Source organism: Rhizobium sp. FG113 (genome assembly GCF_057809895.1).
Genome location: NZ_JBMDKV010000017.1, coordinates 34,014 through 56,361, shown reverse-complemented (window position 1 = coordinate 56,361; position 22,348 = coordinate 34,014). Strand labels below are relative to the sequence as shown.

20 protein-coding genes and 2 pseudogenes are annotated in these 22,348 nt (G+C 57.2%); 17 read left to right on the top strand and 5 right to left on the bottom strand.

Translation table 11 applies throughout. The features are described from left to right. The gene (locus tag ACODTZ_RS28140) at window positions 1-1,122 is read right to left on the bottom strand and encodes an ABC transporter substrate-binding protein (RefSeq protein ID WP_489029747.1); all 1,122 of its coding nucleotides are present in this window, start codon (window positions 1,120-1,122) and stop codon (window positions 1-3) included. Window positions 1,123-1,307: 185 nt separating this feature from the next. Between ACODTZ_RS28140 and ACODTZ_RS28135 the strand changes: the two genes are divergently transcribed. The 3 genes from ACODTZ_RS28135 to ACODTZ_RS28125 all read left to right on the top strand — a co-directional run bounded on the left by ACODTZ_RS28135 (window position 1,308) and on the right by ACODTZ_RS28125 (window position 5,855). After that, window positions 1,308-2,210, top strand: coding sequence for a LysR family transcriptional regulator (locus ACODTZ_RS28135; protein WP_489029745.1), 903 nt, complete (start codon window positions 1,308-1,310; stop codon window positions 2,208-2,210). Window positions 2,211-2,930: 720 nt separating this feature from the next. Continuing rightward, the gene (locus ACODTZ_RS28130; protein WP_489029743.1) at window positions 2,931-4,520 is read left to right on the top strand and encodes an MFS transporter; all 1,590 of its coding nucleotides are present in this window, start codon (window positions 2,931-2,933) and stop codon (window positions 4,518-4,520) included. Window positions 4,521-4,550: 30 nt separating this feature from the next. Beyond that, window positions 4,551-5,855 carry an aminotransferase gene (locus ACODTZ_RS28125; RefSeq protein ID WP_489029741.1) on the top strand — a complete coding sequence of 435 codons (1,305 nt, stop codon included), beginning with the start codon at window positions 4,551-4,553 and terminating at the stop codon, window positions 5,853-5,855. A 46-nt stretch (window positions 5,856-5,901) separates the two neighbouring features. Here the strand turns inward: ACODTZ_RS28125 and ACODTZ_RS28120 are convergent, their stop codons facing one another. Continuing rightward, window positions 5,902-6,681, bottom strand: coding sequence for an FCD domain-containing protein (locus ACODTZ_RS28120; RefSeq protein WP_489029739.1), 780 nt, complete (start codon window positions 6,679-6,681; stop codon window positions 5,902-5,904). Window positions 6,682-6,910: 229 nt separating this feature from the next. On the opposite strand from ACODTZ_RS28120, the gene ACODTZ_RS28115 reads away from it, so the two are divergent. The 5 genes from ACODTZ_RS28115 to ACODTZ_RS28095 all read left to right on the top strand — a co-directional run bounded on the left by ACODTZ_RS28115 (window position 6,911) and on the right by ACODTZ_RS28095 (window position 13,772). After that, complete coding sequence (locus ACODTZ_RS28115; protein WP_489029737.1) at window positions 6,911-8,554, top strand: L-lactate permease; 1,644 nt, start codon at window positions 6,911-6,913, stop codon at window positions 8,552-8,554. 66 nt (window positions 8,555-8,620) lie between these two features. Beyond that, on the top strand, window positions 8,621-10,078 hold the full coding sequence (locus ACODTZ_RS28110; protein ID WP_489029735.1) for an FAD-linked oxidase C-terminal domain-containing protein: 1,458 nt from the start codon (window positions 8,621-8,623) through the stop codon (window positions 10,076-10,078). Next, window positions 10,000-11,229: an FAD-binding protein gene (locus tag ACODTZ_RS28105; protein WP_489029733.1), complete on the top strand. Its 1,230-nt coding sequence runs from the start codon at window positions 10,000-10,002 to the stop codon at window positions 11,227-11,229. Before ACODTZ_RS28110 ends, ACODTZ_RS28105 begins: the two co-directional genes overlap by 79 nt. 1 nt (window position 11,230) lies before the next feature. After that, the gene (gene glcF / locus ACODTZ_RS28100; protein ID WP_489029731.1) at window positions 11,231-12,547 is read left to right on the top strand and encodes a glycolate oxidase subunit GlcF; all 1,317 of its coding nucleotides are present in this window, start codon (window positions 11,231-11,233) and stop codon (window positions 12,545-12,547) included. Window positions 12,548-12,839: 292 nt separating this feature from the next. Then, the gene (locus ACODTZ_RS28095; RefSeq protein ID WP_489029729.1) at window positions 12,840-13,772 is read left to right on the top strand and encodes a sensor domain-containing diguanylate cyclase; all 933 of its coding nucleotides are present in this window, start codon (window positions 12,840-12,842) and stop codon (window positions 13,770-13,772) included. Between the two features lie 50 nt (window positions 13,773-13,822). On the opposite strand, the gene ACODTZ_RS28090 is transcribed toward ACODTZ_RS28095, so the two are convergent. Continuing rightward, entirely contained in the window at window positions 13,823-15,007 is a 1,185-nt protein-coding gene (locus ACODTZ_RS28090) for an MFS transporter (RefSeq protein ID WP_489029727.1), read from the bottom strand. Between the two features lie 72 nt (window positions 15,008-15,079). On the opposite strand from ACODTZ_RS28090, the gene ACODTZ_RS28085 reads away from it, so the two are divergent. The 8 genes and pseudogenes from ACODTZ_RS28085 to ACODTZ_RS28050 form a co-directional block, all read left to right on the top strand. Then, on the top strand, window positions 15,080-15,901 hold the full coding sequence (locus tag ACODTZ_RS28085; protein ID WP_489029725.1) for an AraC family transcriptional regulator: 822 nt from the start codon (window positions 15,080-15,082) through the stop codon (window positions 15,899-15,901). A gap of 261 nt (window positions 15,902-16,162) precedes the next feature. Further along, window positions 16,163-16,855, top strand: a complete 693-nt coding sequence (locus tag ACODTZ_RS28080; protein ID WP_489029723.1) for a CBS domain-containing protein — start codon at window positions 16,163-16,165, stop codon at window positions 16,853-16,855. Between the two features lie 370 nt (window positions 16,856-17,225). Next, window positions 17,226-17,579, top strand: a complete 354-nt coding sequence (locus ACODTZ_RS28075) for an ArsR/SmtB family transcription factor (protein ID WP_489029721.1) — start codon at window positions 17,226-17,228, stop codon at window positions 17,577-17,579. Continuing rightward, the gene (gene arsN2, locus ACODTZ_RS28070; protein ID WP_489029719.1) at window positions 17,573-18,010 is read left to right on the top strand and encodes an arsenic resistance N-acetyltransferase ArsN2; all 438 of its coding nucleotides are present in this window, start codon (window positions 17,573-17,575) and stop codon (window positions 18,008-18,010) included. The genes ACODTZ_RS28075 and arsN2 overlap by 7 nt, the downstream gene beginning before the upstream one ends. 15 nt (window positions 18,011-18,025) lie before the next feature. Next, window positions 18,026-18,553: an arsenate reductase ArsC gene (locus tag ACODTZ_RS28065; protein WP_489029717.1), complete on the top strand. Its 528-nt coding sequence runs from the start codon at window positions 18,026-18,028 to the stop codon at window positions 18,551-18,553. 1 nt (window position 18,554) lies between these two features. After that, entirely contained in the window at window positions 18,555-19,613 is a 1,059-nt protein-coding gene (gene arsB, locus ACODTZ_RS28060; protein ID WP_489029715.1) for an ACR3 family arsenite efflux transporter, read from the top strand. Window positions 19,614-19,615: 2 nt separating this feature from the next. Continuing rightward, complete coding sequence (gene arsC / locus ACODTZ_RS28055; RefSeq protein WP_489029713.1) at window positions 19,616-20,041, top strand: arsenate reductase (glutaredoxin); 426 nt, start codon at window positions 19,616-19,618, stop codon at window positions 20,039-20,041. Then, window positions 20,034-20,267, top strand: a pseudogene (locus ACODTZ_RS28050) (NADPH-dependent FMN reductase); the annotation flags it as partial. The gene arsC and the pseudogene ACODTZ_RS28050, both read left to right, overlap by 8 nt. 75 nt (window positions 20,268-20,342) lie before the next feature. Here the strand turns inward: ACODTZ_RS28050 and ACODTZ_RS28045 are convergent. Then, window positions 20,343-21,230 carry a LysR family transcriptional regulator gene (locus ACODTZ_RS28045; protein WP_489029711.1) on the bottom strand — a complete coding sequence of 296 codons (888 nt, stop codon included), beginning with the start codon at window positions 21,228-21,230 and terminating at the stop codon, window positions 20,343-20,345. Here ACODTZ_RS28045 and ACODTZ_RS28040 point away from each other — a divergent pair. After that, on the top strand, window positions 21,115-21,861 hold the full coding sequence (locus ACODTZ_RS28040) for an LOG family protein (protein ID WP_489029709.1): 747 nt from the start codon (window positions 21,115-21,117) through the stop codon (window positions 21,859-21,861). The genes ACODTZ_RS28045 and ACODTZ_RS28040 overlap by 116 nt on opposite strands. A 103-nt stretch (window positions 21,862-21,964) precedes the next feature. Here ACODTZ_RS28040 and ACODTZ_RS28035 read toward each other — a convergent pair. After that, window positions 21,965-22,348 (bottom strand): annotated as a pseudogene (locus tag ACODTZ_RS28035) (ATP-binding cassette domain-containing protein); the annotation flags it as partial.

The following is a 22,348-nucleotide window of genomic DNA, read 5'->3' as shown; positions in this document are numbered from 1 at the left end:
TCAATGCTTTTCTGCTGCGTCGACCCAATAGGTGCCCGTGTCAGGAAGTGGCAGATACTTGGCGTAAAGCTCATGTCTCGTCTGCTTTGGATCGAGATCCTTGAAGAGCTCCGGATGGATCCACTTTGCAAGTACTTCGACGGCGAGAATGTTGTATGGAGTATTGTAGAACTCGTGCCAGAGACCATGCGCCCGTCCTTCACGGATCGCAGTCAGGCTCGAAAATTCAGGTCGAGCCAACACATCCTGCAATGTCTTGGCGGCCGTCTCTTCATCGACCTGGGCCCCAAGCTGAAGTCCCGGCGCTCTGTTGCCCGTTGCCACATAGATGTCAGGCTGGGCCTTCAATGCATATTCAACGCTGATGTCGCCGATCGCTCCGGGAACCACCCCCTCGGCGATATTTTTCCCGCCGACAAGTCTGATGACATCTCCCATGCCACCATTGCCGGTGGTGTGTCCTGGCGCCTTCCATACACCGGCAAGAAGTTCAAGGAAGACTGTCGGCCGTTTGTCTTCCGGAATATCCTTCACTTGCTGCTTGATGCGGTTCAAATGTTGGTCGTAGAAGCTCAGGAAGGCATCGGCTTCCTGCTGGCGCCCCAATGCTGCGCCAAGCGCCTTCATGCTCTGTTCGGTGCCCTCGATCGGGTGAATGCGAAAATCCACAAAAATGACCGGGATGCCAGCCTTTTCCAAGACGTCGGCAATTGGGCTATGCTCACCCGGTCCATGTCCTGCAATGCTGAAAACAGCAAGATCGGGCTTAAGCGAAAGGATCTGCTCTACACTGACGCTCGCCTCGGACGTTTCACCGATCAGCGGAATATCCTTGGCTTCGGGGTATTTTTCCATGTAGCCGTTGAAGGTCTTTTCATCGAGTCTGCGAAGATCGTTCTGCCAGCCAACAATGCGCTTGAATGGTGCGTCATGATCAAGGAGTGCCATTGCATAAAACAGTCGCCCCTCGCCAAGGACAACGCGTTGCACGTGATCGGGCACGGTAACGTGACGGGAAAGAACATCAGTCACCTCCGCTGCGTGAGATGGAACGGCAGAAAAAGCTGCCGCAGCGAGAAGCGCTGATTGGAACAGGCGGGTGAATGCGCGAGCGAATTTCACGTAGGTACTCCTGGGCGTTGGGAAACTGGATTTCGAAGATACTTGAGTGACATAATCACGTTTGATTCCTATTGCCGCATCCAATGGAGGATTGGAATTGCATTGTCGTCAGGTCGACATGCATAGAATGAATTTTGGCCAATATATTTTGGTCACGTATGCATACTTATGAGATCGAAGGGGTCATGGTGCAGCACATCAACATCAATAATCTTGACCTGAATTTGCTCCGGGTATTCGACGCCGTCTATCGAGAGTCGAGCATATTGCGAGCCGCCCAACGTCTTGGTCTCAGCCAACCGGCCACCAGTCATGCGATTGGACGATTGAGGCGCGCTTTGGATGACGACCTTTTCGTCAGGACAGCGAATGGAATGATGCCGACCCACCGGGCAGAGAAGCTCGCCGGCCACGTCAGCAAAGCCCTGGAGGCGATTGAGACAGCCTTGCGGACGGAGGCGTTTGACCCGGCGTCGTCGGCCCATACATTTCGCCTGGCAATGGACAATTTCAGTGCGATTACAATGACGGGCAGGTTGATGGCCGCCGTCGAGACCGCCGCGCCGAATGTGAGGCTGGACATTCGCCCCAGTGGCACGATTGATGTGGACAGGCTCATGGATGAAGGCGAGCTCGATCTTTTTATAGGGCGGAAAAGCGAGGTCCGGGAGCGATTTGCGTCCAAGGAACTGACAACGGCTGATTTTGTGGTTGTTTGCGGCAACGATGCGATGGGTGAGAAAATGTTGTCGATAGACGAGCTTGTCGCCCGGCCGCATTTGCATCTCTCGTCAACCGGCGACGACACCAGCTTCCTCGACACCTGGCTGGCGGCCCGCGGTCAAAAGCGGGAGATCAAACACTCCGTTCCTTTGCTCGGCTGCATTCCGCTCATTGGAAAACTCGATGCATTTGTTGTCGTTCGCCGACCTTTGGCGGAAACACTCGCCGAGATGACGCCCATCGGAATAGCCGAGCTTCCGTTCCACTCGCCCAGACTCACCACGTGTTTGCGCTGGCACAGGCGGCTCGATCCACACCCAGCTCATCGCTGGCTCCGCGATCTCTGCGCGTGTCTGGAACAGTAGGTCGGCACCGCCATCATCCTGAACTCAACCACCCGCCGTGCCGGACCGCCGGCCGTTCCAATTCTCGTGCAACCGTTAGGCTTGCCGAGAAGCCCGGTATCATGATCTCTGAGGCTGAAAAGGAACGATGGGTCCCTCTTCCCCCAGGCGCAAAACAGCCCTCTTGACAAATTGCTCACTATACGGAACATTTATTCAGCATAGGGATCAATTGACCGGTCACGGTTTTCGGCCCCTGGGCTAAAAAAGAATAAATGGGAACAACGTCATGGAGCCAAAGCGCCCACATAAACGGCTTGCAAGTGTCGAAACATGTTCGCTCTCCTCATGGAGCAGCGTGCGATTTCGTCCATGCTTCGGCTGTCAGTAGGACACGAGCGGTCAACCACGCAAGCACGCGGGGCTCCGATCGGAAATTCAAACCGTCTCAGTGACATAGACTGAGGTCGATGGCTTTTGTCGTCGCCTCCGCGGAACAGGTTGTGCTGTCATCCGGCTCGGCGATGTCAATCGCAGGCCTGGGCATTGGCGCAAACGCGGAAGGCTGTCTGACCGAGGCTATCGTTCAGTATCGATACGGTTTGCCATGCTTCCCTTGAAACAATCCATTCCGGTCAGGTCGCCCGGGATGTTTGGACCGCTACCTGCCAGACTTGTCCATCAGCCGTGCGGTACCGTCACACAAAGTCAATCCTTCAGATGAAACGGGAGTAAATTCAAATGAGTAGCTGGGAAGAAAACGTGGCGACGCTACCGTCAACCAGGAAAACGGAATGGCGGCTTATCATCGCCTCCACACTCGGGGGCTTCTTCGAGTGGTATGACTTTTATGTTTATGCGGCGCTGGCAACGCTACTGGCACCGATGTTCTTCCCGGCAGGTAATGACAGCGCGGCGTTCATGGGGGCTCTGGCGACATTCGGCGCGGGCTTTCTGATCCGCCCTGTCGGCGCATTGGTCTTCGGGCGTCTCGGCGATCTGGTCGGTCGCAAGACGACGTTCCTCGTCACAATGTCGATGATGGGGCTGGCGACGATCGGCATCGGATTGATCCCGACTTATGAGACGGCTGGCATATGGGCGACGACCCTCCTGGTGGGACTTCGTCTCATCCAGGGTTTTGCTCACGGCGGCGAAACCGGTGGTGCGGTGACCTATCTGGCCGAGAGTGCGCCCGTCGATCAGCGTGGCTACCAGACGAGCTTCTTGCAGACGACAGCTGCGGGCGGCCTGCTCGTCTCGATCGCCGTGACGCTGGGTTTGCGACTGGTCATAAGTGAAGAGCAGTTTCAGGCCTGGGGCTGGAGAATTCCGTTCCTCGTATCCGTACTTTTGCTTGCAACCTCGATCTATATTCGTTCGAAGCTTCAGGAATCGCCGGTTTTCAAGAAGATGAAAGCCGCTGGCGAACTGTCGAAGGCACCGATTTCCGAAAGCCTTGGGGATCGGGAAAACCGGAAGAGAATGCTGCTTCTTCTCGGTATCTGTGCCGGGTTGGGAGCAATCTTTGGAACCTGTCTTTTCCAATCGATGTTTTTCCTTTCCAAGACACTGGCTCTGCCTGTTTCCCTCGTTCAGATCATCGTCTGCATCGCCCTCGTCGCCGCAACGCCCTTTTATCTTCTGTTCGGACGCCTATCGGACCGCATAGGGCGCAAGCCGGTCATGATCGCAGCATTCATTCTCCAGGCCGCAACGACGTTTCCGATCTTCTGGGGTTTGACGCACTACGGAAACCCGAGACTTGAGCAATTTCTGGCGAACGATCCTGTTGACGTGACGGCGCCGGCCTGCAAGTTCAGGGTGTTTGCTGCACCAACCACCGAATGCGATCGTATCACCGGTCAACTCTCGGAATTGGGCGTCGCGTTTGAAACGAAAGCTGCACCCGAGGGAAGTCAGGCGCAGGTCACGATCGGCGGCAAAGTCGTCGATGCCTCGAACCGCAACAGCCTTCGTGAAGCTTTCGTTGCCGCCGGCTGGCCGCAAAAGGCTGACGCTTCGGAAGCGAACTTGCCAGCACTCACGGCTCTGATTTTCCTGCTTAACCTATATCTCGCCATGGCGTTCGGCACGATTGCTGCCTTTATGGCCGAACTCTTCCCCAGTCGGCTGCGATACACGTCGATGTCTCTTCCGTTCCATCTCGGGGCCGGATGGGTCGGCGGCCTTCTTCCGTTCGGCGTCGCGGCCCTGAGCATCTACTACGGCTCGCCTTATGCAGGCCTCTGGTACCCTGTGGTTATCTCTGCTTTTGCAGCCGTCGTCGGTCTGGTTGCCATGCCGGAAACGCATAAACGTACGCTTTGAGCACGGCAAAGTCGTATCGGCCCAGGATGGATGGTGTTGATACGGCATGGCGGGAGACGCGCACGAGGCGCGTCTCCCGCTTCAGAGGGGCCGTATGTCTATGACATCGACGGCAAACGCTACCTGGATTCGATGGCAGGCTTGTGGTGCGCTTCGCTCGGTTTCGCGGATCAGCGGCTCGCCGATGCCGCCTACCGCGCCTATCAGAACCTTGGATATTACCACAGCTTCGGTGGAAGGGCCTCACCGGCGGCGATCGAGGCGGCCGAAACGATCGCCGGGCTGGTTCCGATCGACAATGCTCATGTCTTCTTCGCAACTTCGGGTTCGGAGACCATCGAAACAATGGTGAAACTGGCATGGCTCCATTTTCTTAGGAGAGGAGAAACGGCTCGCCGCAAGATAATTGCCCGCGATCGGGCCTTTCACGGCTCCACCATATTCGCGGCTTCGCTTACCGGTCTGCCGCACATGCACCGCGAATTTGGCTTGCCACTCACTGATATCGTTCGCGTCGGTTGCCCGGATCCCTATCGCGGCAAGCAGCCTAAAGAAGATGACGACACCTTCTCGACACGTCTGGCGAATGAACTCGAGGAAACAATCCTGCGCGAAGGACCGGACACGATCGCAGCGTTTATCGCCGAACCGATCAATGCCGGGGCAGGGGTGATCATACCGCCCGCAGGGTATTTCCCGAAGATCCAGGCGGTACTTCGCAAACACGGCATCCTGTTCCTTGCCGATGAAGTCGTCTGCGGCTTCTGCCGGACCGGCGAGTGGTTTGGAAGCCAGTCTCTTGCCATCCGGCCCGATATGATGGCGATGGCGAAAGGAATCTCCTCCTCCTACTTTCCGATTTCGGCTGTAGCGCTCTCAGAAGAAATCTATGACTCGGTGAGAGAGATCAATTCGGCAGGAGCAAACTTCGGACACGGCTTCACCAATTCGGGGCACCCGGTTGGCGCAGCGATCGTCAATGAGGTCATCCGCATTTACAAGGAGATGAACGCGACTGAACGCGTCCAGGAGCTTGGAAAGCGGATTTTGGCATCCGCTGTGGCAGAGCTCGGTGACATCGAGATTGTCGGTGATATCCGCGGCAAAGGCTTGCTTATTGGTGTCGAGATCGTCGAGGACCGTGAGGCAAAGCTGCCTTTTCCCGCTGATAGAGGCGTGCCTTTGGCAATCGAGCAGGCCGCGATGAAACGGGGACTGATCCTGAGACCGCAGGGAAACACGATTACGTTGTGCCCCCCAGTCATCATCTCTGACGCTCAAGCTGATGAGGTGGTAGACACAATCTCGGCCGTATTGCGCAGCCTTCCTCGCTGATCAAGGCCAAGTTTCATCAAGACTGTTCAGTGGTGGTCCCGGCAGCTCAGGTTTTTCCCGCGCTGAGGCCACCACTGTCGAGCCTTCGAAGTGAGATATCGAGCTTTGCTTCGGCTTCACGAATTTCCCTTGTTGCCCGGCGCAGATAGCTCAGATGCTCATGGGCTGCCGATTGGGCGGCATCTGGACGTTTTTCTATGATCGCTTGAGCTATAGCGAGATGCTGGTCTCGCAGAAGGTCACGCACATAGGGGATCGTGAACAGACGTTGGCGGTTGTGTAAAACATCCGTGCGCAGATTTCCAGATAGCGCACGCATGATCTGCAGAACGACCAGGTTATGGCTCGCCTCATAGATGGCGATATGCAGTTCAGCGTCAGCGTCAGCCTCGTCTTCCGGATTGTTAGCTTCATGCGCCTGCTTGATCCTCTCGACGCATTCCTTGATGCGCTGGATCTCCGGTTCGTTGGCCCGCTGAGCGGCCATAGCCGCAGCAGAGCTTTCAACCACATCGCGAAATTCGAGATAGTCGTCGGCGATTTCGCTGCGTTCTGATAACATCGCGATGAGGGGGTCAGTGATGCTTTTGGCACCGATCTGCGCGACTTTGACGCCCTTACCATCTTTGGTCAAAAAACCGCGCTCTTCCAGGGACTTAAGGGCGTCGCGCAACGTCGGGCGTGACACGTTCAGTTTTACTGCCAACTCTCGCTCTGGAAGGAGTGGATCGCCCGGGCGCAAGGAACACTCATAAATGAGGTTTTCGATGTGCCGCATGACCGCATCTGCGGCTCTTTCAGGCTTGTTCATCTTGTTGTCGCTCATGACTTCCAACTGCTGGGTAACTTACACTTACCGATAGCCTAGACGACTGGGCACACGCAACTTTTTTCCACGATGCGGAATAATTTATACCGCTTGACATTTACGGTAAAAATATTTTACCAAATATCAAGGGGCGCCGGGGAGGGGCCCTTTTCATCAAGCAAATGCCGGGAGTCGCCCGATCGCACAGCAGGAGGTGCGGACGATCGGCATAGGGAGGAAGCACTACATGCCCTGGTCACAGGTCTACGACCCATTTCACAACATGGTCATATCGACCCTGCTCGCCGCATTGCCGATTGTCGTTCTTCTGGGCGGCATCGGCATTTTTCATATGAAGGCCCATCGCGCCGCCATTCTGGGGTTGATCGTTGCCCTGATCGTGGCGATTTTCGGCTTCGGCATGCCTGCAAAAATGGCTGGCACCACCGCAGTCTACGGTGCCGCATACGGCCTCCTGCCCATTGGCTGGATCATCCTCAGCGTCATCTTTCTCTATCGACTCACCGAAAAGACCGGGCAGTTCAATATCTTGCGAGACAGCATCGCCGGCCTGACGCCCGATCGTCGCCTTCAGGTCCTGTTCATTGCTTTTTCTTTCGGAGCGTTTTTTGAGGGTGCGGCAGGCTTTGGAACGCCGGTCGCCGTAACATCTGCAATGCTGATGGGACTTGGCTTCGCACCGCTGGCCGCAGCCGGCCTGTCGCTGATCGCAAACACGGCACCAGTGGCCTACGGCGCACTTGGTTCGCCTGTGATTGCCCTTGCAGCAGTCACTGGACTAGACTTGCATGACCTGTCTTCGATGATTGGGCGACAGCTGCCCTTCTTCTCCGTTATCTTACCCTTCTGGCTCGTCTGGGCTTTCGCTGGACGTAAGGGAATGCTGGAAGTCTGGCCAGCGCTGCTGGTCGCGGGCGTATCCTTTGCTGTGCCGCAGTACCTTGTCTCGAACTTCCATGGTCCATGGCTCGTCGACATCATCGCCGCAATTTCCTCGATGGTATGTCTTGCCGGCTTCCTTCGTGTGTGGACACCCAAGAAGATCTGGACCTCCACTGGAAACGGCAGTGAGGAAGCGGAACCTGTTCTGCTGAAGCATAGCCACTCGAACGGCACCATCTTCAAGGCATGGCTGCCTTGGCTCATCCTGTCCGTCTTCGTCTTTGCCTGGGGTACACCGCAGATCAAAGTCTGGCTCGACTCAATCTGGGTCTACCGCCTGCCCGTTCCAGGACTGAATGAGATGGTCCTGAAAGTTCCGCCGATCGTCGAAGCACCACATGCCGAGGCTGCGATCTACTCACTCAACCTGTTGTCTGCCACCGGTACTGGCATTCTGCTTGCAGCCATCCTGTCGGGCTTTGTCTTGAAGTTCTCGCCTGTCAGCCTTGTACGCGAATACTTCAAGACGCTCTGGGTCGTCCGCTTCTCGCTCGTCACCATCGCCGCGATGCTGGCTCTTGGTTACGTGTCCCGTTTTTCAGGCACGGACGCGACTCTCGGCTTGGCATTCGCTCAAGCGGGTTGGATCTATCCATTCTTCGGTACCCTGCTGGGCTGGATGGGCGTTGCTCTGACGGGTTCTGACACAGCATCGAACGTATTGTTCGGCGGCCTGCAAAAGATTACGGCCGAACAGATCGGTGTATCTCCCATTCTCATGGCTTCAGCAAACTCAGCTGGTGGCGTCATGGGTAAGATGATCGACGCGCAGAGCATCGTTGTGGCTTCTACCGCGACCAACTGGTATGGTCAGGAAAGCAAGATCCTTCGCTATGTGTTCTTCCATTCGATCGCTCTTGCCTGCCTCGTTGGTATCCTCGTGATGGCACAGGCTTACGTCCCACCATTTACCTCCATGGTGCCGTAACTGGCCTGACGGCGAGGGGCTGAGCCCCTCGTCGAACATCTCAAAGCCAAGAGGAGGAGAATTCAGATGTCTACTATAGCGATGCCAGTGCCCGACGCGGCAATAATTGCCCGCAAGCCCGAGATCGTAGCGGCACTAGCAGCAGTGCTGCCGGCCGATGCGATCATTTCGGACCCGGAGGAGACGCGCGCATATGAATGCGATGCGCTGACAGCGTATCGCTGTCCGCCGCTTGCTGTCGTCCTGCCGCGTACGACAGAAGAAGTCGCGGCCGCAATGCGCATCTGTCATCAGCTGCAAGTTCCAGTTATTCCGCGCGGCGCGGGAACGTCCTTGGCCGGTGGAGCACTACCGACAGCCGACAGCGTGGTCATCGGAACTATGCGATTGAGAGAGATGCTCGAGATCGACACCGAAAACCGATTCATCCGGGTCCAGACCGGCGTTACCAATCTATCGGTCAGTGCAGAGCTCGAGCCAGAGGGCTTCTTCTACGCACCCGACCCCTCGTCACAACTTGCATGCACGATCGCCGGCAATATCGGCATGAACTCGGGCGGCGCGCATTGCCTGAAATATGGTGTGACGACAAACAATCTGCTCGGCGTGCGCATGGTCCTTTCGGACGGCGAGATCGTCGAACTTGGCGGACCGTATCTCGGTTCTTCGGGCCTCGATGTCCTTGGTCTGATCTGTGGTTCGGAAGGTCAATTGGCCATCGTCACTGAAGCAACGCTGCGCATCCTGCCCCGCCCTGAAGGCGCACGGCCTATGCTCATCGGCTTCGATAATGCTGAGACGGCCGGGGAGTGCGTGGCCCGCATCATCCGCTCGGGTCTGCTGCCCGTCGCGATCGAGTATATGGACGACGTTTGTCTGCGCGCGGTTGAAACCTTTGCAAAGGCGGGATATCCCGCATGTGCTGCGGTTCTGATTGTGGAGGTCGAAGGGTCAGAAGATGAAATCGCCGACCAGATCGAACGCATCAGGGTTCTCGCCTCCGCATTGAATCCAGTTGAGTTCCGCAGCAGCCGCAATGCTGATGAATCTCTGGCGATCTGGAAAGGTCGCAAGTCAGCATTCGGAGCGATGGGCAGGCTCGGCGATTATCTCTGCCTCGACGGGACGGTGCCTGTCTCAAAGCTGCCCTTTACGTTGAAGCGCATCGGCCAGCTTTCGAAAGAATATGGCCTGGAAGTGGCTAACGTCTTTCATGCCGGCGACGGCAACATGCACCCCCTCATTCTTTTCAATGCAAATCAACCTGGAGATCTCGAAAGGGCTGAAGCTTTCGGCAATGACATTCTGCGGCTTTGCGTGGATGTCGGTGGGTGCCTGACGGGCGAACACGGGGTCGGGATCGAGAAGCGCGACCTCATGACGAAACAGTATGCGCCGGAGGACATGGCCATCCAGATGGAGGTCAAGGGCGCTTTCGACCCGAAGTGGCTGCTCAATCCCGCGAAAGTCTTTCCTCTCGAGGTCAGTCAACGTTACCGCGAGGAGGCGGCAAGATGCTTATGAGGACAAGCGTCGAAGATACTTTCGGCAGACTAGATTCAGCTGCCCCGAAAACTGAACAGGATTTGGCCGCATTCATCTCGGACTGTTACGCGTCGAGGAAGAAATTGCGCGTATGTGGTGGTGGGACACGATTACGCCCGTCGATTTCAGAAGATGCGATCCTGACAACGAGAGAAATCAACGAGGTCGTCACCTATGAACCGGGTGAACTGACGCTCATCGTACGGCCAGGCGCATCCGTTGAAACCATTGAAGATTTGCTCGCAGCCGAGGGTCAGTCGCTCGCTTTCGAGCCCATGGATCACAGGGCTCTGCTGGGTTCCAATGGCACGCCGACGATTGGAGGCATGGTCGGCGCGAATGTGTCCGGCCCAAGGCGGATTCAGGCTGGCGCCTGTCGAGACCATCTACTTGGGGTTCGCTTTGTCGATGGGCAGGGCCGGATCATCAAGAATGGCGGGCGCGTTATGAAGAACGTGACCGGGATGGATCTGGGCAAGTTGATGTGCGGCTCGCACGGCACGCTCGGCGTGCTGTCGGAAGTTGCACTGAAGACACTTCCTCTGGCCGAAAGCCAGAAGACGCTCGTCTTTCATGGCCTGTCGGTCCGTGCGGCGGTCGAGCTCTTCTCGGCGGCGCTTGCCACACCATTCGAGGTATCGGGTGCAGCATTTCTTGATGGTACCGCCTGGCTAAGGGTCGAGGGTCTGACACGACAGGTGGAGTACAGATGCGCTCGGCTTACCGGCATTTTCCGTCATCGCGAAATCGATACGCTTGAGGCCGAGACGAGCCGCAGCCTATGGAAGTCCTTTCGCGATGTTCGCCACTTCGAGGACCAGTCGGATGCCGTGTGGCGTATCTTGGTCAAGCCGACAGACGCACCGGCTATAGCCGCATCTCTCCACACGCTCGGCGGCAAGATTTCACTCGATTGGGGTGGTTCATTGCTCTGGTATTGCGGAAACTCCGATCCATTGGCTGTCCGCGCGGCCGCCAAACAGGCCGTTGTAACCCTGGTTCGACCAGGAGCCAATTTCGATGGCTCGTTCTTCGCTCCCGAAGCACCCGGCGTGGCACGCCTCGCTGCGTCACTGAGAAAGACATTCGACCCCGCCGGGCTTTTGAACCCTGGGCTGATGGGAGGCTGAAATGCAGACAAATTTCAATGCGGAGCAGCTCGCCGATGCTGCGACCGCTCGCTCGAACGAAATTCTCCGGTCATGTGTACACTGCGGGTTCTGCACGGCAACATGTCCGACATACAAGGTATTGGGTGACGAACTCGACAGCCCCCGGGGCCGCATCTACCTGATCAAGGATATGCTGGAGAACAGCAAGATTCCTGATGAAAAGACGGTCAAGCATGTGGATCGTTGTCTCAGCTGTCTGAGCTGCATGTCGACCTGTCCATCGGGCGTGCACTATATGCATCTGATCGATCATGCCCGCGACTACATCGAAAAAAACTACAAGCGTCGTTGGGATGATCGCGCGCTTCGTTGGATCCTCGCCAAGATCCTGCCCTATCCTGGGCGGTTTCGCCTGGCGCTCTTCGGTGCCAAGCTCGCAAGGCCGTTTCGAAAGTTCGTCCCCGATGCTCGTTTGCGCGCAATGCTCGAAATGGCACCGGCCGAAATTCCATCGCCCAGCCCAAATGACAGACCGCAAACGTTTGCGGCGGATGCCCCGCGCAAGAAGCGTGTGGCGTTGCTCGTCGGATGCGCGCAGCGGGCACTGAATACGGATATCAACGATGCAACGATCCGGCTCCTGCGTCGGCACGGATGTGAAGTCGTCATCCCCAAGGGTGTCGGATGCTGTGGAGCACTGACCCACCATATGGGAAAGTCGCACGAGAGCCATGACATGGCGGCTGCCAACATCCGCGCACTTGTGGCAGAGATCGATGGCGAAGGACTTGATGCCGTGGTTATCAACACCTCCGGGTGCGGTACGACGGTGAAGGACTACGGCCATATGTTCCGGAATGATGCCCTGGCCGACGATGCGGCTCGAGTGGCAGCTCTGGCCAAGGACATTTCGGAGGCCATGATCGACATCGGTCTGAAGGACGCAACGCACGCGGCACCGCTACGTGTCGCATACCACTCGGCTTGTTCTCTGCAGCATGGGCAGCAGGTGCGTTCGCCGCCAAAGGACCTGCTGAAGGCTGCCGGCTTTCAGGTCCTTGAACCGCGCGACAGTCACATTTGCTGCGGTTCGGCTGGAACCTATAACCTCATGCAGCCGGAAATCTCCACACAGCTCAAGCAGCGCAAGGTTTCAACACTTGAGGCCCTGAAGCCCGAGGTGATCAGTGCTGGCAACATCGGCTGCATCATGCAGATTGGTTCAGGAACCGGTATCCCTATCGTCCATACCGTCGAATTGCTCGATTGGGCAACCGGAGGTCCGAAACCGAGAAACCTCACACTTGAGGAGAGTGGCGAATTGGTGCCCGCATAAGACAAATTGCAGAGTTTCATCAGAAGGGGCGCATTATCGGCGCCCTTTTTTGTGAACTTGAGAGACGCTGGAAAGTCCAGGCTAAATCGATTTAAATAGCGATCAAGCGGAATTTGGCTCAAAACAGGCCAGAGACCACAAATGTCGTGCGGAATTTATATGTTCGAGAGACGTTTTAGCTCGCCAAGCCGCTGTTTTTGTAAAGAAATTCTTAGAGCTTATTGTATAGAATTATCCGAACACTCGCGGCGGGGGGCGCGGATTACGAGAGCAGAATCGTGAGGCCGAATGCATGTTATCTGGACTTTCCGCAGCACAGGCGTCACAGGTTTTTTTCTGCCTCCCGATAGCGACGTGCGTCATTGATCGTGATTTTCGCTATCTCGCCGTAAACAAGAAGTTCGCAGATCTGGTCGCGGGCGATGTCTCAACGCTCATTGGCGCATCAATGACGGGCTACTGCCCGGAAACTCTGGTCGAAAATGCCCGGCGGGATTTTACCAATTTCGAAGGTGGCTCGATCGTTCGCGATCACGAAATCGAGTATCGGGGTGGATACTATCTTGTCTCCGTGAGCCCTGTGTTCGGCCCAGACAGCCGGTCGGTTATCGCAATTTCGGTCGCCCTCACGGATATTTCGAACAGAAAGACATTCGAGTCCGGTCTCGAAAACAATAACCGCCATCTGGCTTCGGCATATCGACGCGCGAAGGTGCTTGCCGATACCGATCCATTGACAGAACTCCTCAATCGCCGAGGACTGGACAAGACCTTCGAACGGGAGATCAGGCGAGCCCGGAGGGAGAGTGGACCGATATCGATCCTGATCATCGATATTGATTGGTTCAAGCTCTACAACGATCGCTATGGTCATCCTGCCGGCGATGCCGCCGTCGGAGCGGTTAGCAGCGCGATACGATCAGCCATTCGTCGACCAGGTGATTCCGCTGCCCGATACGGTGGAGAGGAGTTTCTTGTTATCCTCCCCCAGACCGATGCGAACGGTGCGAAGATCGTAAGCCAGGCGATCCAGAACGCATTAGCAAGGCTCAACATTTTACATGATGCGAGCCCGCTTGGGCAGTTGACCGTCAGCATCGGTGTCGCTGGAATACAAAAGGTAGCTGGAAGCCCTGACGCGTCTGAGATTATGGAATCGTTGATTTCGATCGCCGACAAATCGCTCTACCAGGCAAAAGCGTCCGGTCGGAACACGATCTGCTAGTCAAAGAAACAGGGGCGAACATCGATCCCCCCCTGTTTGGTGCGTGAGGCTCAAGCGTGTTCTGCGCGCCCGGCCAGGTAGCCGAAAGCTGACATCAGCAATGTGATGACAATGCATGCGATCAGCGGTGCGGCCCAACCGCCAGTGCGATCGTGCACGAAGGCAGCAGCGGGAGGGCCAGCGGCTGCAAGCGAATATCCGACGCATTGCGCCATGCCTGAAAGAGCGGCGGCGCGGTGAGGGTTGTGTGCCCGCAAGCTGACAAAGGCAAGGCCGAGGATAAAGGCAGCACCCGCGCTGAAGCCAAAAAGCGCAACCCAGAAGATTGCCCAGCCCGGCGCGAGCCAAAGCCCGAGCAGGGAGATGCCGGTCAACAGTGAAACACCGGCAGCCAAGCCCTTTTGATCGCGAAGCCTGCCAATAACAGGACCGAAAACAAGACCGGGCACAGCTGTCGCAAGTTGGGTAACACCGTGGAGTGAGCCGGCCTCGTCCGCCGAGTAACCAGCCGCAATCAGAATGGTTGGAAGCCAACCAACGATCACGTAGTACACCAGCGAGGTCAGGCCGAGGAAGATGGTGACCTGCCAGGCGAGGGCAGAATGCCAGATACGGCCTTCACTGACCGGCTCAACGGTGCGCCGCGTGGATGTGCTGGCGGAACCAAGCTGTGGCAGCCAAACCAAGGCTGCAACGATCGGGATAATCACGAAGAATCCGAGTGCGGTCCGCCAGTTCATACCAGAAAGCGATGCCAGCGGCACGGCCGAGGCAGAAGCGACGGCGGCGACAAGTCCGGCAGTCAGGGCATAGGCACCGGTCAGCTCGCCGACCTTGTCAGGGTAATCCCGCTTGAGCAGGCTCGGAAGCAAGACGTTGGCGACGGCAATGCCGGCCCCGAGGATAGCGGTCCCGAGGAAGAGAAATATGACGGGATTAAGCGAGCGAACAACCAGACCAGCCGCGATGAGCATCAGGGAAAGGAAAAGCGAGCGCTCGATGCCATAACGCTTGCCTATGATCGCTGCGAACGGGGACACAGCGGCGAACGCAAGCAAGGGTAGAGTGGTGAGGCCGCCCGCGAGTGCTCCACTGATGCCCGTCGTTTCACGGATCATGCCAAGAAGTGGGGCGACACCTGTGACCGGTGCACGAAGGTTGGCAGCGATCAACAGAATACCAATGACGGGCAGCAATGGTTGGGTGATTTGGGAACGTGATGCAAAGCTACGCATTTTTTTGATCTCAGTTTTGGGTTCAGTTGGTTTACACCTTTCTTTTCTTGCTGAATTTGCTTATTTTGCCTTATGATCTCTAAAACTGGCCAAAACGATTCTTTGCGATCCGCAGTCCTGACTTACGATCCGGACTTGACCGATCTCCCAGCGCTTGCCCTCCGACTGGACCTTGCAAAGGTGAAGGAGGAGACGCCGGTGCACCAGCATCGCAAGGGGCAGCTGGTTCTTGCCCTGCACGGCGGGGTTGTTTGCCAGGTTCCCGGTTCCTGGTGGATGGTGCCGCCGCAAAGCGGCGTTTGGATCCCTGGGGCGACACCGCATAGCAATCACGGGACCACAAACGCGCAATTATGTTGTCTTTTCGTTGACCCCGACGCAGTGTCGCTGCCGGACAAATGTTGCACCCTTTCCATCACTCCGATGTTGCGGGAGATGATCCTGCGACTTGCTGAAAACCCCGATGGATACGAAGCAGGCAGCCACCTTGAGCATATCGCCCGAGTGCTCCTTGATGAATTGGCCCTCATGCCGGTTGAGCAACTGCATTTGCCGATCTCCGAGCATCCGAAGGTCAGGGAAATGGCTGAAGCGCTGATAAAGGATCCAGCCGACAGGAGAACGCTTCCACAATGGGCAAGGCAGTTGGCACTGAGCGAACGCTCGTTGAGCCGTCTGATGCTGAGCGAGACCGGGCTCAGTTTTGGGCAATGGCGCCAGCAGTTGCATCTTATCGTCGCGTTGAGGGAGCTTGCAGCTGGGTATTCTGTCCAGGAGGTGTCGGGAGATCTCGGCTACAATTCGGTCACAGCGTTCATAACAATGTTCAAAAAAGCGACAGGGCAATCGCCAGCTCGATATTTCGCGCGCCGCAGCACAGCCGTTGGCACCTGAAGAACATCCATATATGCTGAAACAATTGGGGCGCTGGTCGTTTATCCAATCAGAGCAATCGATTTGCCGAGGCGATCATCGGTGTCATTGAAACACCGAATGCATCTTGGCAGAACTTAGCGATCGATTGACCGGAAACGCTGGTCAATTTTTCTCCATATTGGGTATCATCTTTTCCAAACGGCGCGGAGCTGCGGTGTCTTCCGGCCGTCAATAACCATCTGGATTCAGGGTGACACGATTATGCTTGTACGGGATATTATGACTTCGCCGGTGGTTGGCATCGAGGCCTCGGCATCTATTGTAGACGCCGCCAAGTTGATGCTGGCAAATCGGGTTAGCGGATTGCCGGTTTTCGATGAGAAAAAGCAGGTAGTTGGCGTTCTCACCGATAGCGATTTTCTGAGACGTTACGAGGTCGGAACTGTTCGCAAGCGGCCCAACTGGCTCGAATTCATTGTCGGACCTGGACGGCAAGCCGAGGAGTATGTCCGCTCCCATGGGCGCAGGGTCAAAGATGTTATGTCCCAGGATGTGATCAGCGTTTCTCCCGAAACACCGCTTGATCAGGCGGTGGAACTGATGTCGGAACGCAACATCAAGCGGTTGCCCATACTGGATCGTGGTCAACTCGTCGGTATCGTCTCTCGCGCCGACCTCATGAGGGCGATGTTGCTGTCTTTGGCAGCACAGCCAAGCTCGATCAACGGCGATGATGCCATCCGCCGTTCCATTCTCGCGGAGCTGGATCAGCAGTCGTGGTCGAGTGCAATACGTGTCAATGTTGACCATCGCAATGTAGAGCTTTCCGGCTTGATCTTCGATGAACGGGCCAGGCAGGCTGCGATCGTCCTGGCTGAGAACACAGCCGGCGTGCGTTCCGTTACGGATCAGCTTGGATATGTAGAACCGATATCTGGATTGTTCATCGAGCCATCGAAGACCGGAAGCTGATTCCCTGCCATTGATTGCTGGATCCTTATCCGCCCGGCACGAAAATCCGCTTCAGCACGCGCATTTCGATGCGCCTTGCTCAGGGAAAGCCGTGCAGATGTCTGGTCCAGAGCGATCAAGTCGCGACTTCGTTTTTTCTAAAGCCATGGTTAGATCGGAAAAATCGGCGCTGATGAAGATGTTGGCACAGGATACGCGCTGGCCACTTCTTGACGAACCGAGATCTGCTCTGGATATGAGCCGTGGTGACTTATGGTCACCTCAGGCTCCATCAACCTGCCTTGCAGGGTATCTGCGACTTTTAGCTGCGCATAATCCGCCTCCGAACGGAGGCGGTTGACTTCTCCAATGTATCCATTAATCTCGATATATGGAAAGCAACACGGCAATTGCGGCCCTTGCGGCCTTGGCACAGAACACCCGCCTCGAGACGTTCCGTCTGCTCGTGCGGCACGAGCCGGATGGAATTCCGGCAGGCGAGCTCGCCCGGCAACTCGAAGTCCCGCAAAACACGATGTCGGCGCATCTTGCGACGTTGTCCCGTGCCGGTCTGGTCAAGAGTGAACGCCAGAGCCGATTGATCATTTATCGGGCCGATCTCGACGGCCTGCGCGACCTGACGCTATTTCTGCTGAAGGATTGTTGCGGCGGTTCGACGGAGCTTTGTGCTCCCCTGATCGCAGAACTGACGCCATGCCGTACATCGGGGGCCAACCCATGTTGAGCGCAATCGCATTGCACGGAGTGGCCGGTAGCGACGCTCGTCTCCGCGAAGCGCTCCGTGCGGCGGATCTCCCGACCGATGACATTGAAGACGATGGCCGCGCTTTCTTTGAAGCAGCCTCAGTCGACGGCCAAACGATCGGATATGCCGGCCTCGAACGCTGCGCCGGCGATTATCTGCTGCGGTCTGTTGTCGTTCTGCCGGCACATCGGAGTCATGGGGTCGGCCGAGCCATCGTCGAGGCAACGCTGCGCGACGTCGATGGCAATGTCTTCCTCGCTACCACAAGCGCCGCCCCGTTCTTCTCCGCCATCGGGTTTTCCGAAGTTCCTCGGGCCGAAGTGCCGGCTGCGGTGCTGGCGACCCGCCAACTATCATCCATTTGCCCCTCATCGGCGACCATCATGAAGCTCAACAGGCCTCCGACCTAACCACGGACCACGACCATGACTGACAACACCTATAACGTGCTGTTCCTCTGCACGGGCAATTCCGCTCGCTCTATTCTCGCCGAGTCCATCCTCAACAAAGAGGGCGGCGGCCGGTTCAAGGCCTATTCCGCCGGCAGCCAGCCGAAGGGCGAAGTCAATCCGCACGCGCTGAAGGAACTGGATGCGCTCGGCTATCCATCGACGGGTTTCTCATCGAAGAGTTGGGACGTGTTCGCCCAGGCAGGTAGCCCAGAGATGGATTTCATCTTCACCGTCTGCGACAGCGCAGCCGGTGAAGCCTGCCCTGTATGGATTGGCCATCCGATGACCGCCCACTGGGGCGTCGAGGATCCGGCGGCCGTCGTTGGAGCTGAAGTTGAGATCCAGCGTGCTTTCGCCCAAGCTGCACGGTTTCTGAAGAACCGGATCACCGCCTTCGTCAACCTGCCCATCGCCTCGATCGACCGCCTGGCCCTCGAACAGCACGTTCGCCAGATCGGTTCATTGGAAGGCGCGTCGGTCAAATCCCCGAAGGCCAAGTAAGATGTCAACATTCGAGCGATACCTGTCCGTTTGGGTCTTCCTCTGCATCGCCGTCGGCGTTGCCCTCGGTCACCTGATGCCCGGCGTCTTCCAGATCATCGGCGGCGCCGAGATCGCCAAGGTCAACATCCCGGTCGCGATCCTGGTCTGGCTGATGATCATCCCGATGCTGCTGAAGATCGATTTCCGCTCACTGACGCAGGTCGGCTCCTACTGGCGCGGGATCGGCGTCACGCTGATCATCAACTGGGCGATCAAGCCGTTGTCGATGGCGTTGCTGGGCTGGCTGTTCGTCGGCTGGCTTTTTCGACCCTATCTGCCGACAGACCAGATCGACTCCTATATCGCCGGTCTCATCATTCTGGCTGCAGCACCCTGCACGGCCATGGTCTTTGTCTGGTCGAACCTGACGCGAGGCGAGCCGCTGTTCACCCTGTCGCAGGTCGCCTTGAACGACGCGATCATGGTGGTTGCATTCGCGCCGATCGTCGGCCTTCTGCTCGGTCTCTCGGCTATCACCGTGCCGTGGGCGACGCTTGCCCTGTCGGTCGCTCTCTATATCGTCGTCCCTGTGATCATCGCCCAGGTGCTGCGCAGCCGTCTAACGGCCGATGGAACGACCCGCGCACTCGATCGCTTGCTTGCGAAGCTGCAGCCGGTATCGCTCCTCGCGCTCCTCGCGACCCTCGTGCTTCTCTTCGCCTTCCAGGGCGAGCAGATCATCGCCCAGCCGGCCATCATCGCCTTGCTGGCTGTGCCGATCCTGATCCAGGTCTACCTGAACTCGGGGCTTGCCTACCTTCTGAACCGCTTGGCAGGCGAGCGCCACTGCGTCGCCGGGCCGTCCGCCCTCATCGGTGCGAGCAATTTTTTCGAACTCGCGGTCGCCGCTGCCATCAGCTTGTTCGGGTTTCAGTCGGGCGCGGCACTTGCCACCGTCGTCGGTGTCCTGATCGAGGTGCCCGTGATGCTGTCGGTCGTCTGGATCGTGAACCGCTCGAAGGGTTGGTACGAGGCATCGCCCGCCGTTTCCCGCAACACCATCATCGAAAGGCCCTGACCATGGACGCCACCATCTATCACAATCCCGCCTGCGGCACGTCTCGCAATACGCTGGCGCTGATCCGCGCCGCCGGGATCGAACCCACCGTCATCGAGTACCTGCAGAACCCGCCATCGCGCGAGCAGCTCTCGAAGATGATCGCAGATGCCGGCCTGACGGTCCGCGAAGCGATCCGTGAGAAGGGCACGCCCTATGCGGAACTCGGCCTAGACAATCCGGGCCTAACGGAAGAGCAATTGCTGGACGCGATGATTGCCACCCCGATCCTGATCAACCGACCACTCGTCATCACGCCGCTCGGCACCAGACTTGCTCGCCCATCGGAGGTCGTGCTCGACATCCTCCCGGCAGACGCCTTCAAAGGGCCATTCACCGAGGAAGACGGCGAGCAGGTCCTCGACGAGGAAGGAAAGCGCATTGTCTGATACATTTCCCGCACTGCATGACGACCATCTTCAGCCGATCTCGCCAGAGTCCCTTCGCCCGGCGTTCTCCACCCACAAGCCACGGATCCCGATCCTCTATGGATCGCTCCGGGAAGTGTCGTATAGCCGCCTCCTTGCCTTTGAGGTCCGGCGGCTGCTCGAGCGCCTGGGATGCGAGGTGCGGATCTTCGATCTCGCCGGGTTGCCGCTTCCCAACGAGGCGCCGGTTATGGGGTGAGATCGCCTTTGCCCTGATCGATGGAACGTTTCGCCGCAACACCGATTGATTTCCCGCTCTGGATCAACCGGCTTTCTGCCGGGCGAATATTTCACCGATGTAGTCGGTTACAGCGCGTATTCTAGCGCTTGAGCGGACGGCGCTGTGCATTGAAAGCCAGATCTCCTGATCCAGCTCGACGATATGCGGAATAACCGCATAGAGATCCGAGTTGCCGGCCGCAATGAAATTCGCCAGGACGCCGAGGCCGCTGTCATGAAGCACACCGTCGAATATGCCCAACGCATAACTGCATCGCATCCAGGGGACTGGCGCTCTGGGCAAGGCTCTCAACCATTTGTCAACGTCGAAGTCGGAGCGTGGTTCATCGAAACCAACGAAGGATAGACTATTCCAGTCCTGCCTGTCGATCTTGACGGCATTCGCATCGTGATAGGCTTTGCTCGAATACAATCCAAACGACAAGTTCCCAACCTTCCTTGCGGTCAATCCTGTTTGTTCGGGTCGAAAAGGTCGAATAGCGATGTCGGCCTCGCGGCGTGTCAGACTATAGGGGCGATGCGAGGTGATGATCTCGACCTGCACGTTTGGATAGATCATGCGGAAGTCGGCAAATCTTGTCGTGAGGAAATAGGACATCCATTCATCGGTATTTATTCTAACCGTGCCTTCGGCTGTATGTGCGCCGCGCTGATCACGGGTTCGCTCGATCTCGAACGCAATCTCCTCCATTTGCTCGGCCCAGGCGATGATCCTCAAACCGGCCGGCGTAGCGAAGCAACCGGTCTGAACGCGCTCAAGAAGCTTTTCGCCCAAGGCGGCCTCAAGCTCATCGATGCGCCTGGAAAGCGTGGCCGGGCTTAGACCGGTGCTCTCTCCAGCCCGCCGAAGTGTTCCCCAACGTGAGACGGCAACAAGCAGCCGTAGATCATCCCAGTTCGTATGTTTCAAAATTAAAACACCATGCGTTATTCATGTCTGTTTACATACAAATATAGAACATCAACAAGAGAGGGAAGATCTACAAGAAAGGGCATTTACCGTGAACATCTGCATTTTCGGGGGCGCCTCCCCACAGACTGAGCAATGCTTCCTCGAGCTCGGAGAAAGGATCGGCGCGGCAATCGCTGAAGCTGGCCACCTACTGATATTTGGGGGCGGAGCGAACGGGATGATGGGAGCAACCGCGACTGGTGCGCTCCGCCAAGGTGGCAAGGTGGTCGGTATTCTGCCCCGGTTCTTATTCGACAGGGAACCACCCCATCCCGGTGTTTCCGATATGCGGGTCGTCGACACGATGCATCAACGCAAATCACAAATGTACGAACTTGCAGACGGCTTTGTCGCTTTGCCAGGCGGTTTCGGCACGCTTGAAGAAACCGTGGAGATCATCACATGGCGGCAGTTATCGCTGCACGACAAACCGATCGTCTTCCTCGGTGAGGAAGGCTTTTGGTCCGGGATCGAAGCGACCTTCGACACCATGTTCCGCTCAGGGTTTCTAAGCCCTCGCGACAGGGGGTTGGTGTCCTTCACGCAAACCCCGGAGAAGGCTCTGAAACTTATCAGCGATCCGCGGTAATCTCAACCAAAGCCGAACTTCGAGCACCGACGAGTACGCGCCATTGCTCTGCACGCAGGACCGACGAGGGCAGGCGGATGTACGATCATCCCGTCAATGAAGATCAGCCACGCAGGCTATTGGAAATGAACTTGCGGAACCGCTCCGATCTCGGATTGCGGAATACCTCGTCTGCGGGGCCATCCTCTTCGATGACACCCTCGTGCAGGAAGACGACGCGGGTTGCCACATCGCGCGCAAACGCGATTTCGTGCGTCACCAGCAACATCGTCCGTCCCTCATTGGCGAGCGCGCGCATCACGGCAAGAACCTCGCCGACACGTTCGGGATCGAGTGCCGATATCGGTTCATCGAACAGCATGACCTCCGGATGCATGGCAAGTGCCCGGGCAATCGCCGCGCGTTGTTGCTGGCCGCCGGAAAGATGGGCCGGATAGGCGTCACGCTTGTCGGCGATACCAACTTTTTCGAGCAACGTCATCGCTTT